A 17,370-nucleotide genomic window follows, 5' to 3' on the forward strand; every position below is an offset into this window, starting at 1 on the left:
AAGGCTATACTACAATTAGTCTTCGCGTTTTTTCACTTTTTTATAAAAGGAAATAAGTGGTTTGTAACGTTCATGTACAAGCCCGATTATTTCAGCAATGATTTCTGTGAAGAAAATCAAAGCGAAAAGAAGAATAATGGATAACCATAACGTTGCACTAGTAAAAATAATGGCATTTACACTAAAGAAAATACCGAATGCGTATATTATTAGTACCGTTTTGCGATGAGAGAATCCCATTGCAAGTAAGCGGTGATGTAAATGCGATTTATCTGGTGCTGAAATAGGTTTTTTATTTACGATACGACGGATGATTGCAAATATCGTATCAAATATAGGTACACCTAAAATGATAATTGGAACAATAAAACTGAATAACGTTACACTTTTGTATAATCCAAGTAACGATATAACAGAAATACAGTATCCTAAAAATAGTGCTCCTGTATCTCCCATGAAAATTTTTGCTGGATGGAAGTTGTAGAATAAAAATCCAATTGTACTTGCTAATATAATTAATGCGAGTGGCAAGATAATCGCTGTTCCAGTACCCCATGGGCTAGTGAAGGCCATATATGCTAGCGTTGCAAGTACGATAGATGAAATCCCAGCAGATAATCCATCTAAGCCGTCAATTAAGTTGATTGCATTCGTAATACCTACAAGCCAAAATACTGTAATTGGATAAGCAAGCCATCCAAGTTCAGTATCCCCAAGGAATGGGATATATAATACTTGCACTAATAATCCACTTTTTACAATCATAATGGCAACTAACAGTTGTCCACCGAATTTTACTCTCGCAGATAACTCGTACATATCATCTAAAATTCCAATGATTACAATGATAATCGCACCTAGCGTTATCGATAACATTCTTTGCTCATATAAGCCGCCGACAACAAATCCTACAGCTACACCGATAAAGATTGCTAACCCGCCAAGACGTGGCATAATCTTTTGGTGCACTTTACGTGCGTTTGGCTTATCTGTCGCTCCTATTTTAAAAGCTAATTTAATAACTAAAGGAGTAACGACGAGTACAGTGATGAAAGATGCCAAAATGGCATAAATCACTTGTGAGTCCATTAATACCCCACCCTTTATAGTCTAACGTAATTTTTTTTTTTGAAAATATATTTATCTGAAAATTATGATGTTTATTTACAGGCTCATAACATATGGTATCACAAAAAGATTAGAATTCAATCTTTTTTTCTTTTTACGGTTAATGGAAGCGGATAGAATATATGACAATTGTATATAGAATATTGAATCATATAAGAAGGTTAATCGTACTGGACTTTGGAATATGACATTTCCTCTTTTTCTTCGATAGTGAATACTTTTAGTTCAGTATTATAAGTGTTACACGTAGAAATGAGTAAGTCTCGTGTTAAAATGTGGGAATTTATCTGGAGTGAGCTGGTAACTGGATTCCCAATGATTAAGTTTCACTTTATATTATAGTGCATTTAATTTTACAAAAACTTTAAAAAGAATGAGGGAAGTAATTCATATAATGAAAAAGGAAAAGAGTTTTCTCATTTTTAATGTGAGAGGGGGAAGCACAGGGAGAATTCTATATTTCATATCTTTTCTATTGTATATTCCTGTGCGAAAAGGAAATGAAAATTACGATAGTAGGTACTGGATATGTTGGATTGATTACAGGAGTAGGATTGGCAAAGTTGGGGCATTCAGTTACATGTTTTGATATAGATGATGAGAAAATTGAACGGATAAAACAAGGGGATTTACCTATTTATGAGGTTAGATTACATGAATTAATAAATCATGCATATGAGAATAATGCTTTAACTTTCACATCAAATAAAGAAGAGGCGTTTGAGGATGTAGAGTTTATATTTATTGCAGTTGGAACACCACCTTTATTAGATGGGACGGCGGATTTAACATATATTCAGAGTGCTTGTAATGATATTGGAGTATATGCGACGAACGATATTATTGTTGTTACGAAAAGTACAGTTCCAGTAGGTACAAATGATGTAATGAAAGGATGGATTGAGGAGGAGTTAAAGGGGAGATATACATTACATATCGTATCGAATCCAGAGTTTTTGCGTGAAGGTTCAGGTATTTATGATTTCTTTCATGGAGATCGTATTGTAATTGGAGCAGATAGTGAGGAAGTAGCAAGAAGAGTAAAGAGTTTGTATAGCGAATTACGCTTAGAAACGTATGTTACAGATATTAAAAGTGCAGAGATGATTAAATACGCGTCGAATGCCTTTTTAGCTACAAAGATTAGTTTCATTAATGAAATTTCAAATATATGTGAGAAGGTAGGCGCAAATGTATTGGATGTTGCTAAAGGGATGGGAATGGATAAGAGGATCGGTGCATCTTTTTTAAATGCAGGTATTGGATACGGGGGATCATGTTTTCCAAAAGATACGAAAGCGCTGGTGCAAATTGCGGGAAATGTTGCTCATGATTTTCGTTTGTTAAAAGCGGTTATTGAAGTAAATAATAAGCAACAACTGCTATTGATTGAAAAAGCGAAAAAAGTCATGAACATGAATAAAAAGCGGATTGCAGTTCTTGGCGCATCCTTTAAACCGAATACGGATGATATTAGAGAGGCATCATCTCTTATTATAATAGAAGCATTAATTAATATAGGTGCAGATATTGTTCTTTACGACCCAAAAGCAATTCAATATGTGAAAAATATATTTGGAGATGCTATACAATATAGTAGATGTATAGATGAATCGATTAGAGATGCGAGTGCGGTTTTTATCGTAACAGAATGGGAAGATATTCAAACTTATCCGTTAGAAAAGTACGTACAACTCATGAGGGAGCCTATTTTATTTGATGGGAGAAATTGTTATACTGATGAAGATGTTAAGAAACAAAAGATAGATTATTACTCGGTGGGAAGAAAAAGTATTTGTAATAGAAAAGTTTCTGTTATGCGTTAAAAAGGGATGTACTCATACATATTTTTATATGTCATAATAGAAGCTGTAATTAGTGAAAGAAAAGAGGCAATCACATGACTGAACGTTTAAAAGTAATGACAATTTTCGGGACACGTCCAGAAGCAATTAAAATGGCACCTCTTGTATTAGAGTTGCAAAAACACCCAGAAAAAATTGAATCGATTGTGACTGTAACAGCACAACATCGCCAAATGTTAGACCAAGTATTAAGTATCTTTGGAATTACGCCAGATTTCGATTTAAATATCATGAAAGACCGCCAAACTTTAATTGATGTTACAACGCGTGGCTTAGAAGGTTTGGATAAAGTAATGAAAGAAGCGAAGCCGGATATTGTACTTGTACATGGTGATACAACAACAACATTTATTGCAAGCTTAGCTGCTTTTTATAATCAAATTCCAGTAGGTCATGTTGAGGCGGGCCTTCGTACGTGGGATAAGTATTCTCCATACCCAGAAGAGATGAATCGTCAATTAACAGGTGTAATGGCGGATCTTCATTTCTCGCCAACAGCAAAATCAGCAACGAACTTACAGAAGGAAAATAAAGATGAGTCACGTATTTTCATCACAGGAAATACAGCGATTGACGCGCTACAAACGACTGTAAAAGAAACATATAGTCATCCTGTACTAGAGAAACTTGGAAATGATCGTCTTGTACTTATGACAGCTCACCGTCGTGAAAACTTAGGTGAACCGATGCGTAATATGTTCCGTGCAATTAAGCGTCTTGTTGATAAGCATGAAGATGTACAAGTTGTGTATCCTGTTCATATGAACCCTGTTGTTCGTGAAATAGCAAATGAAATTTTAGGTGAACATAACCGTATTCATTTAATTGAGCCGCTAGATGTAATTGATTTCCACAATGTTGCAGCTCGTTCATACTTAATGTTAACGGATTCTGGTGGTGTACAAGAAGAAGCTCCATCACTTGGAGTACCAGTTCTTGTTCTTCGTGATACAACAGAGCGCCCTGAAGGTATTGAAGCAGGTACGCTGAAATTAGCAGGAACAGACGAAGAGACAATCTTTGGTCTTGCTGATGAGTTGTTATCAGATAAAGAAGCTCATGATAAGATGGCGAAAGCATCTAATCCTTACGGTGATGGTCGTGCATCAGAGCGTATTGTAGAAGCAATTTTACAACACTTTAATAAGTAAATAAAAAAGGCCCAATCGGATAGATTGGGCCTTTTTGTTATGGCTGATTGCGCATAATCCACTCTGCATGAGCATTTGTAGAAGGTGGCGGATCAGTTGGTGTTTTATTTTGGTTTGTTTCTTTTTTTGTTTGTTCGTTAGAACTTGAATTTGAATCAGGATTTGAGTTGTTTTTTGTAGTTGGATTTTTTGCTTTTTCTCCTAATTCTTTTTCAATTTCGTTACGCACCGTTTCTACACTGATTGGATCTGGAAGGAAGTAATAAATACCGCCTATCTTTTTGTCTTCGCCTTCAAGCTTTAACGTTTGCATTGTAGAAGGATCAAATCCAGAAATTTTATTGTAAAGAGCAAGTCCGTCTGAAATAGGAATGTCGGTTTTTATATATTTTCCAACGACAGCCGTTAAATCTTTAATTTTAAATACAGTAGATGTGGAGTTTAGTTTATGAGCAACAGCGGCCAGTAATTGTCTTTGTCTAGCAGCTCGACCATAATCGCCATTTGGATCTTGCTTTCGCATACGGACGTAAGCAAGTGCTTCTTCACCGTTTAAGTTTTGCTGTCCTTGCTTAAATTGAATTTTTTTGTAGTAATCCACGTCAGAGCGCTCCCAGAAATCGAAGGGTACGTCAACAGTAACACCGCCAACAGCATCAACGATGCCTTTAAAGCCTTGGAAATCAATTTTAAGATAATGGTCTACAGGAACTTTTAGAAAGCCTTCGACAGTTTTGATTGCCATTTCTTCTCCGCCGTAAGCATGGGCAGCGTTAATTTTGTCTTCTTTATTTTTACCAACAATTGTAACTCGAGAATCACGAGGAATACTCATAAGTGAAATCTTTTGCGTTTTCGGGTTGACTGTTGCAAACATTAATGAGTCTGTACGACCATTTTGGCCGTCTGTCGCATAATCTTCTATACCCATAATGAGAATTGTAAAAGGTTCCTTTGTAATTTCTACATCTTTGTTTCTTAAATCCGATTTTTCACGAGTAAAACCACTATACATCCCCATAAGAGAAGAGTAAGAATTTAACACATAAACTCCTATACTGCCAAATAAAAATGCGAAAATAAGGAAGAAGAAAAGTTTCCTTCTTCGTTTCTTTTTTATTCTGCTATTTTGGAGATGATAATAACGTTCTTCCATATATAATCTCCTTAGTTCGTTAGTTCATTTGTAGGGAAGTAATTCACTACATTAATCTTTAAAGGTGATAAAAGAGTTATGCTTAGATAACATCTTGTTCTAAGTACAACATATCTCCTTCTGTAATTGTACATTTCCCGTTTGTTAATTCAATCATCCAATCTGTAAAGGCTTGTTTGCCGTCTTCTTCAACATACGTATCAAATGTGACATTTTCTAGATAATGTATATCTTTAATGGCATATTTTGAATTGCGTAATTCATTTTCCACTTTGCCAAGTAATGTGTAATCAATCTCGGTTTGCATCACACGCATTAGTTTTCGCTGGACAACACCGACATGATTAATGCCTTCGCTTGTACACTTTCCATATGCACGAATTAATCCACCTGCGCCAAGTTTAATGCCACCAAAATAGCGTGTTACGACAACAACGGTATCTTTTAGTCCACGTTTTTTAAGTACTTCTAGCATTGGTACGCCAGCTGTACCGCTAGGCTCGCCGTCATCATTTGCTTTTTGAATATGATCTTGTTCGCCAATTAAATAAGCGGAACAATTATGTGTTGCATTCCAATGTTGTTTTTTTATTTTTTGTATAAATTCTTGAGCCTCTTCCTCAGTCGTTGCTCGACTAATATAACAAATAAATCTTGATTTTTGAATGACGATTTCGTGTTCGCCGTAGTCTTTGATTGTTAAATATTGTAATAGCACTTGTATACGCCCCTATCTATCAAAATGACTAGTACTTTCCATTTTAAAAGCGAGCCTTTTTATATTCAAACATTTTTTCTAAATACGTTGAAGTTTTTGGTGATTATTTTATCTTTTTGTTGTAATTTGTCGAGATGGTGAGTATAATTTCAACCGGCATTTCCCTGTATGGATGCACCATTTGTAGTTTTCGTGTAAAATTAGGAAATAAAACTTTTTATAAGGCAGGTACGAAAATGAAAATAGCTATTGTTACTGATAGTACAGCATATATACCGAAGCAAATTCGTGATGAACTCAATATATATATGATTCCATTAAACGTTGTGTTTGGAACAGAATCTTATCAAGAAGAAGCTGAAATTTCAGCAGATGATTTTTATGTGAAAGTACGTGAACAAGAGGAACTTCCAAAAACTTCTCAACCAGCAATCGGAAAGTTTGTTGAGCTATATGAAGAACTAGCTAAAGATTATGATGCAGTTATTAGTATTCACCTATCAAGTGGAATTAGTGGTACATATCAAACATCAACAACAGCTGGACAGATGGTAGAGGGTATTGATGTATATACGTATGACTCTGAAATTAGTTGTGAAGTACAAGGATTTTATGTGCGTGAAGGTGCAAAGTTAGCAAGTGAAGGAAAGAATCCAAAAGAGATTATCGCTCGTTTTGATGAAATGAAGAAAACGATGGACGCCTATTTTGTAGTTGATGATTTACATCATTTGCAACGTGGTGGTCGATTAAATAGCGCGCAAGCTTTCATCGGCAGTCTGTTACAAGTGAAGCCAGTTTTATATTTTAGAAATAAAATCATTATTCCGTTTGAAAAGATTCGTACACGTAAAAAAGCATTAAAACGTATCATTGAAATTTTTGATGAGCAAGCAAGTAAAGGTGTACCTATGGAAGCAGTTATCATTCATGCGCAACGTGAAGAGGAAGCGAATGAATGGAAGAAAGAATTAGAAGCAAAATATCCTCACGTCACAATTCGTACAGGTTATTTTGGAGCTGTAATTGGTACGCACTTAGGTGAAGGTGCATTAGGTCTTGGATGGTATACGAAGTAATAAAGATATAAAAAGCTCTCTTTTTAAGAGGGTTTTTTTACGGGTATGTTACGTTTAGTTGACAAGTTAATATTTGGAAATGGTAAAATGTACGTAAAATAAAATAATGAGGAAAGTTTTATAACTTACTTTTTACAAGAAACTATATTATAATAGAAGAGAGGTGAAACATATGGAGCATAATTCTTGTTTATGTCCAAAGTTTGAGTCAGCTTTTACTTTGCTTAGTAAGAAATGGACTGGCTTAATTATTAAATCTTTGCTTGAAGAGTCGAAACGTTTTAGAGAAATCGCAGATATCATCCCAAATATGAGCGATCGTATGTTGTCAGAGCGTTTGAAGGAATTGGAAAGCGAGGGCATTGTAGTTCGTAATGTTTATCCAGAAGTACCAGTTCGAATCGAGTATGGCTTAACTGACAAGGGAAAAGCGTTAGAAAGTGTTATGGATGAGGTCCAAAATTGGGCTGAGAAATGGATGAAGTAGCATTTCATTTGTATTCGTATATTTAATAAAACGTAAGGGATTCCTTACGTTTTTTCTTTGTTCACAGAAGTGAGAAAAGTATATAAATTTCTACACATACATACAAAAATATACGAATTTTGCGCTAGAGCTACAAATAATATTACATTTGTTTTACAAAAACGTAACATTAGCAAAAAAAATCCCGAATTATGGTATAAATTTTATAGGTTATATACGGAAAAAGAAAAAAGAAAGCGGTGTAAAAAATAAAATGAAAAAGCTAAAAATGGCATCTTGCGCATTAGTTGCAGGGTTAATGTTTTCAGGACTAACACCAAATGTATTTGCAGAAGATAAAATTTCTGACGTGAAATCACAAATTAATACACAAAATGACACTTTACATAAACAACAACAAGAACGTGATGAATTACAAAAACAAATGAATGACTTAAACAAAACAATTCAAGGTTTAGATAAGTCTGTTCAAGAGAATGCTGCAAAACTTGATGAAACAACGAAAAAAGTTTCTGATACTGAGCAATTAATTGAAAAGAAAAATAAAGATATTGCAGAATTACAAACAAAGATTGCAAAACGTGAAGAGTTATTAAGAAAGCGTTTAGTTGCACTTCAAGAACAACCAAATACGAACGTTGTAACAGAAGTTCTTGTAAACTCTAAAAACGTTGCAGATTTAGTTGATCGTTTAACTTCTGTTTCTAAAATTCTTGAGTCTGATGAAGATATCATGAAAACACAGCAAGAAGATCAAGCTAGTGTGAAAAAAGATGTTGCAACGGTAAAAGAGAAACAAAAAGAATTAAAAGAAGCACAAGCTCAAATTGAAACTGCTAAGAAAGAACTTGACGCTGAAAAAGAGAAAAAAGCAACAGCGGTAAACGATTTAAGCGGTAAAATGGATACAGTTGTAACTTCGATGACAAGTACGGAAGGTCAATTGAAAGAGCTTGAGAAACAAGCATTACAATTACAACGCATTGCAGAAGAAGAAGCACAAGCAAAAGCTGCAAAAGAAGCTGCTAAAGCTGCGCAAGCTCAGCCAGCACAAGCACCTGCAGAGCAAGCTGCACCAGCAAACAATGGTGGACAAGCTCAAAAAGAAGAGCCTAAAAAAGAGGAACCAAAAAAAGAAGAGCCTAAGAAAGAAGCACCTAAACAAGAAGAGAAAAAGCCAGCTCAAAATGTGGGTGGCGTAATTGGTAAAGCACAAAGCTATTTAGGTTTACCATATGTTTGGGGAAGTGCATCTCCATCAAACGGTGGTTTTGACTGTAGTGGATTCATTTCTTACATCTTTGGTGTAGGTCGTCAAGACGTTGCAGGTTACTGGAACTCAGTTTCTAAAGTAGGTAGCCCACAACCAGGAGACTTAGTATTCTTCCAAGGTACTTATAAAGCAGGTCCATCTCACATCGGTATTTACGTTGGTAATGGCCAAATGATCCATGCTAGTGATAAAGGAATTGCGTACGGTGATATTAACAGCTCATATAACCAAAAACATTTCTTAGGTTACGGTCGATTCTAGGATTTATAAAAGAATAAAAAACGTGTATAAAGTCGATAGCTTACTATTTTATAAGTAGGTTATCGGCTTTTTTGAGTTTTTACGGGATTTGAAGAAGGGTTTATAGTAGTGCTGGAGGTGATTGTTGATGCTGGCGGGGAAACAGTTGCTATTAGACGAACTTTCTTCAGATTTACAGAGGGAATTAAATGATTTGAAAAGGAAGGGAGAGGTCATATGTGTACAAGGTGTAAAAAAGAAGAATTCTAAATATATGTGCCAACGCTGCGGAAATGTAGATCAGCGGCTATTTGCGTCGTTTTTATGTAGAAGGTGCAGTAAAGTGTGCACATATTGCCGGAAGTGTATAACGATGGGGAGGGTAAGTGAATGTGCTGTACTTGTTCGCGGGATTGCTGAAAGAAAGAGAGAAAAGAAATTAAACTTGTTACAGTGGAACGGGAAGTTGTCTACTGGTCAGAATTTGGCGGCACAAGGTGTTGTAGAGGCTATTAAGCAAAAAGAATCATTTTTTATTTGGGCTGTATGCGGGGCTGGGAAAACAGAGATGTTGTTTTACGGTATTAACGAAGCGCTTCAAAAAGGAGAAAGAGTTTGTATCGCAACGCCGAGAACGGATGTTGTTCTGGAATTAGCACCGAGATTACAAGAAGTATTTCCATATATAAAGGTAGCGGCTTTATATGGAGGGAGTGTGGATAAAGAAAAAGATGCAGTACTAGTCGTTGCGACCACGCATCAATTATTGCGTTATTATAGGGCGTTTCATGTCATGGTTGTAGATGAGATAGATGCTTTTCCATATTGTGCAGATCAAATGTTACAGTACGCGGTAAAACAAGCGATGAAAGAAAGGGCGGCGCGTATTTATTTAACTGCGACTCCAGATGAAACGTGGAAGCGAAAATTTAGAAAAGGTGAACAAAAAGGTGTTATTGTTTCTGGACGATATCACCGTCATCCTTTGCCAGTTCCTTTATTTTGTTGGTGCGGGAATTGGAAAAAAAGCCTCATTCATAAAAGAATTCCTCGAGTTTTACTACAGTGGTTACAAACATACTTAAATAAAAAACATCCTATTTTTTTATTTGTCCCCCATGTGCGATATATAGAAGAGATAAGCCTGTTGTTAAAATCATTAAACAAGCGAATTGAAGGTGTACATGCAGAAGATCCGGGGAGAAAAGAAAAAGTAGCGGCTTTCAGAAAAGGAGAAATCCCATTATTAGTTACAACGACAATTTTAGAGCGAGGCGTAACGGTGAAAAATTTGCAAGTAGCGGTTTTAGGGGCTGAAGAAGAAATATTCTCAGAAAGTGCACTCGTACAAATTGCGGGCCGAGCAGGGCGGAGCTTTGAAGCACCGTATGGAGAGGTCATTTATTTTCACTATGGTAAGACAGAGGCGATGGTGCGCGCGAAAAAACATATTCAAGGTATGAATAAAAATGCCAAAGAACAAGGATTGATCGATTAATGCATTGTTTACTTTGTGATGAGTGTTTTGTAGAAAAGGTTAGTTGGTACACTTTTTTTGTAAAGTGTCATAGAAAATATATATGTGATAGATGTGAGCAGAAACTTTCCTATATTATAGGAGAAATTTGCATGGAGTGCGGCCGACCTTTAGAATTTGTTCCTGCCTCATTTCAAGAAGACGGTATTTGCATAGATTGTATAAGGTGGATGAATAAGGAGAAGTATCGTCCTTTTAAAAACCGTTCGTTATACATGTACGATAATGAGATGAAAGAAATAGTAGCACAGTTTAAGTTTCGGGGTGATGCAGAGTTAGTGCGCATTTTTTATCGTCCTTTTCGAAGTTTATTTCAAAAGTATTTTGCTGATGTTTCAAACGTTATCGCTGTTCCGCTTAGTAAGGAAAGGGAAGTTGAACGTGGCTTTAATCAAGCAGAGTTATTAGCAACTTGTTTGCCTGTCCGTATTTCTGATTTTTCCTTAAGACGGCGAGAAACAGAAAAGCAAAGTAAGAAGACGCGTAAAGAAAGGGTGTCAGGAAGCAATCCTTTTTATTTTCAGGGAGAAGAGATGTTTTGTGGGCAACATATTTTACTCGTTGATGACGTGTATACGACAGGAATTACAGTTAGGCAAATCGGAAGTTTGTTATATGAAAGAGGGGCAAGGGAAGTATCTAGTTTGACACTTTGTAGAAGTTAATATGGCAGTGTCGAAAGGGATAATAAAAAGGCGATAAGTCTTCTTTGACTTCATATGTTGTCATTCGTTATAGTCAAAATATGGGGCGAATGCCCTGATTTTTAGAGTGAAGGGAATGGAATGAACATGCAAGGACGAGTGAAATGGTTCAATGCAGAAAAGGGATTTGGATTTATTGAGCGCGAAGATGGTGACGATGTATTTGTCCATTTTTCTGCTATTCAACAAGATGGGTATAAGTCATTAGAAGAAGGGCAACAAGTAGAGTTTGACATTGTAGATGGAGCACGTGGACCACAAGCAGCTAATGTTGTAAAACTGTAGGAATATTGTTTTTGGGAAGAGAAAGCTGCATTTGTGGCAACGTTATATATATGGTAGAACCTCTTGTTTTTCGCAAGGGGTTTTTTGTTATAGGGTAAGTTGTCAAAAAGTTGTTTCTTTTCCGTAACGAATTGGCCACAGTTATATTCGTTATTCACGATGTTAATAGGATAAAATAAAGATAGAAACGATGCATCTTTTCATTTCAACAAAAAACGATAAAAAAATCGCAATTCCACTAATTTTTTTAAAAAAGTTAGAAGGAGTTTTTAAGCCAGTGTCGAAATTATAGTACATAGGCTTGAAAGGAGGAATTCATCTATGAAATTCAACATTCGTGGTGAAAATATTGAAGTAACTCCAGCATTAAAGGAATATGTAGAGAAAAAACTAAGTAAGTTAGAACGTTATTTTGATACATTCCCAGAGATTAAAGTTAATTTAAAAGTATACTCTGACAAGCAACGTGTCGAGGTAACAATACCATTTACTGATTTATTACTTCGTGCAGAAGAAACTAATAGCGATATGTACGCTGCTATCGATTTAGTAGTTGATAAAATTGAGCGACAAATTCGTAAACATAAAACAAAAGTAAATCGTAAGTTACGTGAGAAAGGTTCTATGAAAACAAACTTTATCCTTCCAGAAGCAGTAGCTGTTATGGATGAGGTAGAAGAGGATGAATTAGAACTTGTACGTACAAAACGATTCGATTTAAAACCGATGGACGTTGAAGAAGCGATTCTACAAATGGATATGCTAGGACATAATTTCTTCGTCTTCACAAATGCTGATACAAATGAAACTAATGTTGTATATGGCCGTAAAGATGGGAAATACGGTTTAATCGAAACTAAATAATAATTCGAAAGCGCAGCCGAATGAGGCTGCGCTTTTTTTGCTGAAAATAGATTTTTAAAAAACTTTTCTTAATTTAGAACGAGACATTCGGCCGATTGTTGTCATAGTTATAAGACAAGTGTTACAATTATCATTAGGTATATACATTTTAGTTTTTTTAATTAGGAGAAAAATTGGCATAACATACATTTGATTTTTACAACGACTGATTGTAATAGAGAAAAAGAAAACAATCGGAAGTTTTATTTTAATAAAAGAGGAGCGTATTTCCTATGATCGGTATTTTAAAAAAGGTGTTTGATGTAAACCAACGCCAAATTAAACGTATGCAAAAGACAGTTGAGCAAATTGATGCATTAGAGTCATCTATTAAGCCACTAACTGATGAACAATTAAAAGGAAAGACGCTTGAATTTAAAGAACGTCTAACAAAAGGTGAAACAGTAGATGATCTACTACCGGAAGCTTTTGCAGTTGTTCGCGAGGCGGCAACTCGTGTTCTTGGAATGCGTCCATATGGCGTACAGTTAATGGGTGGTATTGCCTTACATGAAGGGAATATTTCTGAGATGAAAACGGGTGAAGGTAAAACGTTAACATCTACATTACCTGTATATTTAAATGCTTTAACAGGAAAAGGTGTTCACGTTGTTACAGTCAATGAATACTTAGCACAACGTGATGCGAACGAAATGGGACAACTTCATGAGTTCCTTGGCTTAACGGTAGGAATTAACTTAAATAGTATGTCACGCGAAGAGAAACAAGAGGCTTATGCTGCTGATATTACGTATAGCACAAATAATGAGCTTGGATTCGATTACTTACGTGACAACATGGTTTTATATAAAGAGCAGTGCGTTCAACGTCCACTTCATTTTGCTATTATCGATGAAGTCGATTCTATTTTAGTCGATGAAGCACGTACGCCGCTTATTATTTCGGGACAAGCTCAAAAATCAACAGAGCTATACATGTTTGCAAATGCATTCGTTCGTACGTTAGAAAATGAAAAAGAGTATTCATTTGATGTGAAAACGAAAAATGTAATGTTAACAGAAGATGGTATTACGAAAGCAGAGAAAGCTTTCCATATTGAAAACTTATTCGATTTAAAACATGTAGCACTTCTTCACCATATTAATCAGGGGCTTCGTGCACACGTTGTTATGCACCGTGATACAGATTATGTTGTACAAGAAGGCGAAATCGTAATTGTAGACCAATTCACTGGTCGTCTTATGAAAGGTCGTCGTTATAGCGAAGGATTACACCAAGCAATTGAAGCAAAAGAAGGTGTAGAAATTCAAAATGAAAGTATGACGCTTGCGACAATTACATTTCAGAACTACTTCCGTATGTATGAAAAATTATCTGGTATGACTGGTACAGCGAAAACAGAGGAAGAGGAATTCCGTAACATTTACAATATGAACGTTATTGTAATTCCAACAAACAAACCGATTATTCGTGATGATCGTGCTGATTTAATCTTTAAATCAATGGAAGGTAAGTTCAATGCTGTTGTTGAGGATATTGTAAATCGTCATAAACAAGGGCAACCTGTTCTTGTAGGTACAGTTGCAATTGAAACTTCAGAGCTTATTTCAAAAATGTTAACGCGTAAAGGTGTACGTCATAACATTTTAAATGCGAAAAACCATGCACGTGAAGCAGATATTATTGCGGAAGCTGGTATGAAAGGTGCTGTAACGATTGCGACGAATATGGCTGGTCGTGGTACAGATATTAAGCTTGGAGATGATGTGAAAATCTTCGGTCTAGCGGTTATTGGTACAGAACGTCATGAAAGTCGTCGTATTGATAATCAGTTACGTGGTCGTGCTGGTCGTCAAGGGGACCCTGGTGTGACGCAGTTCTACTTATCGATGGAAGATGAATTAATGCGCCGATTTGGTTCAGATAATATGAAAGCAATGATGGATCGTCTTGGTATGGATGATTCTCAGCCAATTGAAAGTAAAATGGTTTCTCGTGCGGTAGAGTCTGCACAAAAACGTGTTGAAGGAAATAACTATGATGCACGTAAGCAGTTATTACAATACGATGATGTACTTCGTCAGCAACGTGAAGTGATTTATAAGCAGCGCCAAGAAGTAATGGAATCGGAAAACTTACGTGGCATTATTGAAGGTATGATGAAATCTACAGTAGAACGTGCTGTTGCGCTTCATACACAAGAGGAAATTGAAGAAGATTGGAACATTAAAGGTCTTGTTGACTACTTAAATACAAACCTTCTTCAAGAAGGAGACGTAAAAGAAGAAGAATTACGTCGCCTTGCTCCTGAGGAAATGAGCGAACCGATTATCGCGAAATTAATAGAGCGTTACAATGACAAAGAAAAGCTTATGCCAGAAGAGCAAATGCGTGAGTTTGAGAAGGTTGTTGTATTCCGCGTTGTAGATACAAAATGGACAGAGCATATTGATGCGATGGATCATCTTCGTGAAGGTATTCATTTACGTGCTTACGGTCAAATTGATCCACTTCGTGAGTACCAAATGGAAGGATTTGCAATGTTCGAGTCAATGGTTGCTTCTATTGAAGAGGAAATTTCTCGTTACATTATGAAAGCTGAAATTGAACAAAACTTAGAACGTCAAGAAGTTGTTCAAGGTGAAGCTGTTCATCCATCTAGCGATGGCGAAGAAGCGAAGAAAAAGCCAGTTGTAAAAGGTGACCAAGTGGGCCGCAACGATTTATGTAAATGTGGTAGCGGTAAAAAATATAAAAACTGCTGTGGTATTGTTCAGTAATATAGGGCGGTAGCTTTGGCTGTTTTGCAAACTTTTATATCAAAAATGTATAATTAAGAAGGGTTAAACTCTCTCCGTAATAAGTGGAGAGAGTTTCCCTTGTTTTCATACGAAAGTAACAGCAATTACATAGAGGTGAAGGAAATGGAATTAGTAGAAATTAGACAGGAATTAGAGAAAATGGCTAAGCGATTAGCGGCTTTTAGGGGGTCTCTTTGACCTTCCTACTAAGGAGAAACAAATTGCAGAATTAGAAGAAAAAATGATGAGCGCAGGATTTTGGGATGACCAACAAGGTGCGCAAGCTGTAATTAATGAAGCGAATGCGTTAAAAGATATGGTTGGAAGTTTCCGTCAATTAGATGAAACGTTCGAAAATTTAGAAGTAACGCATGAGCTTTTAAAAGAAGAATACGATGAAGATTTACATGAGGAATTAGAGTCAGAAGTAAAAGGCTTAATTCAAGAAATGAATGAGTATGAGCTTCAGTTACTATTAAGTGATCCTTATGATAAAAATAATGCAATTTTAGAATTACATCCAGGTGCAGGTGGAACTGAGTCACAAGACTGGGGTTCTATGTTATTACGTATGTATACACGTTGGGCTGAAAAACGTGGATTTAAAGTAGAAACGGTTGACTATTTACCGGGTGATGAAGCTGGTATTAAGAGTGTAACTTTATTAATTAAAGGTCATAACGCTTACGGTTACTTAAAAGCAGAGAAAGGTGTACATCGTCTTGTACGTATTTCACCATTTGATTCTTCAGGTCGTCGTCATACATCGTTCGTATCTTGTGAAGTTGTACCAGAGTTCAATGATGAAGTTGAAATCGAAGTACGTACAGAAGATTTAAAAATTGATACGTACCGCGCAAGTGGAGCGGGTGGGCAGCACGTTAATACGACAGATTCAGCAGTTCGTATTACACATACACCGACAAATACAGTTGTAACGTGTCAGTCGGAACGTTCTCAAATTAAAAACCGTGAGCATGCGATGAAGATGTTAAAAGCGAAATTATATCAAAAGAAACTAGAAGAACAACAGGCACAATTAGATGAAATCCGCGGGGAACAAAAAGAAATCGGATGGGGTAGCCAAATCCGTTCTTACGTATTCCACCCGTATTCTCTTGTAAAAGACCACCGTACAAATACGGAGGTTGGTAACGTACAAGCAGTTATGGATGGAGAGATTGATCCATTTATTGATGCTTACTTACGTTCTCGCATCTAATAAGTGAAAAAAAGCCAACTAAATTGTTGGCCCACGCTGAGGATATAGAGGATATAAAGAATTTGATTTTATTTTTATAGATGAAGTAAAGAGGAAGAGAAGTTGGAAACGACAACTTCTCTTTTTGATGGGATTATATGTAGATTACAATGGTGTATATTGTTTTGTAAAAAGTAGAGAATAGTAAAATAGAGCGATAATAGGGTAAAGATTTATATAGAACATTTCTAATTTTCCTTTTAAAAAGGATTCTTTATAGAAGTTTTTTAAGCTGTTCACAGAATTGAAACAACTTATGAAAGCTTTATTTTATCAAGGTTCTCACTGTATTTTTGAGGAATATGAAATACACCTTAGTTTTTCTATATAAAGATAATGCTTATAATGAAAATGAGTGTGTTAGGAATAAAAAGAATATCAACAATGGGGAGCGATAGAAGTGAAAAAGAAATTGTTGGCTATTGCGCTAGGGACATCGGTTGTTTTTGCTTTAGGAGCATGCGGAAATAAAGAAGAGAGTAAGTCTTCGAAACAGTCTGCAAGCACAGACAGCGCAGAACAAATTTTCCAAAGAAGTTGTGCTGGATGTCACGCGACAGATTTATCAGGGGCAACTGGACCTGATTTAAGAAAAGTAGGCGGTAAGTACGACGCTGCAGATATCGAAGAGATTATTAAAAAAGGCCGCGGTTCAATGTCACCAGGACTTATTCAAGGTGAAGATGCGAAAAAAGTATCTGAATGGTTAGCTGAACATAAATAAAAAAGGTGAACTGGACGAGTTGATAATATAGGTCAACTCGTTTTCTTTTTCATTTATGTAACATAACTGTAACAAAAATGTATCCGAACTGGAAACC

Annotated in this window: 15 protein-coding genes; 12 read left to right on the forward strand and 3 right to left on the reverse strand. The window is 36.0% G+C overall.

Annotated elements, in window-relative coordinates:
* Nucleotides 1–15 precede the first annotated feature (15 nt).
* Nucleotides 16–1,089, reverse strand: coding sequence for an MraY family glycosyltransferase (locus ASE54_RS27535; RefSeq protein ID WP_000378320.1), 1,074 nt, complete (start codon nucleotides 1,087–1,089; stop codon nucleotides 16–18).
* Between the two features lie 539 nt (nucleotides 1,090–1,628).
* On the opposite strand from ASE54_RS27535, the gene ASE54_RS27540 reads away from it, so the two are divergent.
* Together ASE54_RS27540 and wecB are read left to right on the forward strand one after the other, a co-directional pair.
* Nucleotides 1,629–2,954: a UDP-glucose/GDP-mannose dehydrogenase family protein gene (locus ASE54_RS27540; protein WP_000704926.1), complete on the forward strand. Its 1,326-nt coding sequence runs from the start codon at nucleotides 1,629–1,631 to the stop codon at nucleotides 2,952–2,954.
* A 74-nt stretch (nucleotides 2,955–3,028) separates the two neighbouring features.
* Nucleotides 3,029–4,144, forward strand: a complete 1,116-nt coding sequence (gene wecB, locus ASE54_RS27545) for a UDP-N-acetylglucosamine 2-epimerase (non-hydrolyzing) (RefSeq protein WP_000140145.1) — start codon at nucleotides 3,029–3,031, stop codon at nucleotides 4,142–4,144.
* 37 nt (nucleotides 4,145–4,181) lie between these two features.
* Here wecB and ASE54_RS27550 read toward each other — a convergent pair whose 3' ends face one another.
* On the reverse strand, nucleotides 4,182–5,300 hold the full coding sequence (locus ASE54_RS27550; RefSeq protein WP_000392802.1) for an LCP family protein: 1,119 nt from the start codon (nucleotides 5,298–5,300) through the stop codon (nucleotides 4,182–4,184).
* 82 nt (nucleotides 5,301–5,382) lie between these two features.
* Nucleotides 5,383–6,018, reverse strand: a complete 636-nt coding sequence (locus ASE54_RS27555) for a YigZ family protein (RefSeq protein ID WP_000926669.1) — start codon at nucleotides 6,016–6,018, stop codon at nucleotides 5,383–5,385.
* 236 nt (nucleotides 6,019–6,254) lie between these two features.
* Here ASE54_RS27555 and ASE54_RS27560 point away from each other — a divergent pair, with 236 nt between their 5' ends.
* The 10 genes from ASE54_RS27560 (at nucleotide 6,255) to cccB (ending at nucleotide 17,273) form a co-directional block, all read left to right on the forward strand.
* On the forward strand, nucleotides 6,255–7,097 hold the full coding sequence (locus ASE54_RS27560; RefSeq protein ID WP_000684726.1) for a DegV family protein: 843 nt from the start codon (nucleotides 6,255–6,257) through the stop codon (nucleotides 7,095–7,097).
* A gap of 172 nt (nucleotides 7,098–7,269) precedes the next feature.
* A complete protein-coding gene (locus ASE54_RS27565) occupies nucleotides 7,270–7,584 on the forward strand; it encodes a helix-turn-helix domain-containing protein (RefSeq protein WP_000400857.1) in 315 nt (104 codons plus the stop codon).
* A gap of 148 nt (nucleotides 7,585–7,732) precedes the next feature.
* The gene (locus ASE54_RS27570) at nucleotides 7,733–9,118 is read left to right on the forward strand and encodes a C40 family peptidase (protein WP_000499483.1); all 1,386 of its coding nucleotides are present in this window, start codon (nucleotides 7,733–7,735) and stop codon (nucleotides 9,116–9,118) included.
* Between the two features lie 127 nt (nucleotides 9,119–9,245).
* On the forward strand, nucleotides 9,246–10,595 hold the full coding sequence (gene comFA, locus ASE54_RS27575; protein ID WP_002083580.1) for an ATP-dependent helicase ComFA: 1,350 nt from the start codon (nucleotides 9,246–9,248) through the stop codon (nucleotides 10,593–10,595).
* The gene (locus tag ASE54_RS27580) at nucleotides 10,595–11,299 is read left to right on the forward strand and encodes a ComF family protein (protein WP_003255239.1); all 705 of its coding nucleotides are present in this window, start codon (nucleotides 10,595–10,597) and stop codon (nucleotides 11,297–11,299) included. Before comFA ends, ASE54_RS27580 begins: the two co-directional genes overlap by 1 nt.
* 126 nt (nucleotides 11,300–11,425) lie before the next feature.
* Complete coding sequence (cspC, locus tag ASE54_RS27585; protein WP_001990088.1) at nucleotides 11,426–11,623, forward strand: cold shock protein CspC; 198 nt, start codon at nucleotides 11,426–11,428, stop codon at nucleotides 11,621–11,623.
* Between the two features lie 321 nt (nucleotides 11,624–11,944).
* Nucleotides 11,945–12,487, forward strand: a complete 543-nt coding sequence (gene raiA, locus ASE54_RS27590; protein ID WP_000671187.1) for a ribosome-associated translation inhibitor RaiA — start codon at nucleotides 11,945–11,947, stop codon at nucleotides 12,485–12,487.
* Between the two features lie 272 nt (nucleotides 12,488–12,759).
* A complete protein-coding gene (gene secA / locus ASE54_RS27595; protein WP_000579374.1) occupies nucleotides 12,760–15,267 on the forward strand; it encodes a preprotein translocase subunit SecA in 2,508 nt (835 codons plus the stop codon).
* A gap of 144 nt (nucleotides 15,268–15,411) precedes the next feature.
* Nucleotides 15,412–16,510 (forward strand): peptide chain release factor 2 gene (gene prfB / locus ASE54_RS27600; protein WP_097807990.1). Its coding sequence is split into 2 segments (ribosomal slippage): nucleotides 15,412–15,483 and nucleotides 15,485–16,510, totalling 1,098 coding nucleotides; the frame shifts between segments, so codons are not numbered across the junction.
* Nucleotides 16,511–16,949: 439 nt separating this feature from the next.
* Nucleotides 16,950–17,273: a cytochrome c551 gene (cccB, locus tag ASE54_RS27605; protein WP_000727971.1), complete on the forward strand. Its 324-nt coding sequence runs from the start codon at nucleotides 16,950–16,952 to the stop codon at nucleotides 17,271–17,273.
* The last annotated feature ends 97 nt before the right edge of the window (nucleotides 17,274–17,370 follow it).

Origin of the sequence: Bacillus sp. Root131 (assembly GCF_001429475.1) — a bacterium.
In the GTDB taxonomy this organism is placed as follows: domain Bacteria; phylum Bacillota; class Bacilli; order Bacillales; family Bacillaceae_G; genus Bacillus_A; species Bacillus_A thuringiensis_S.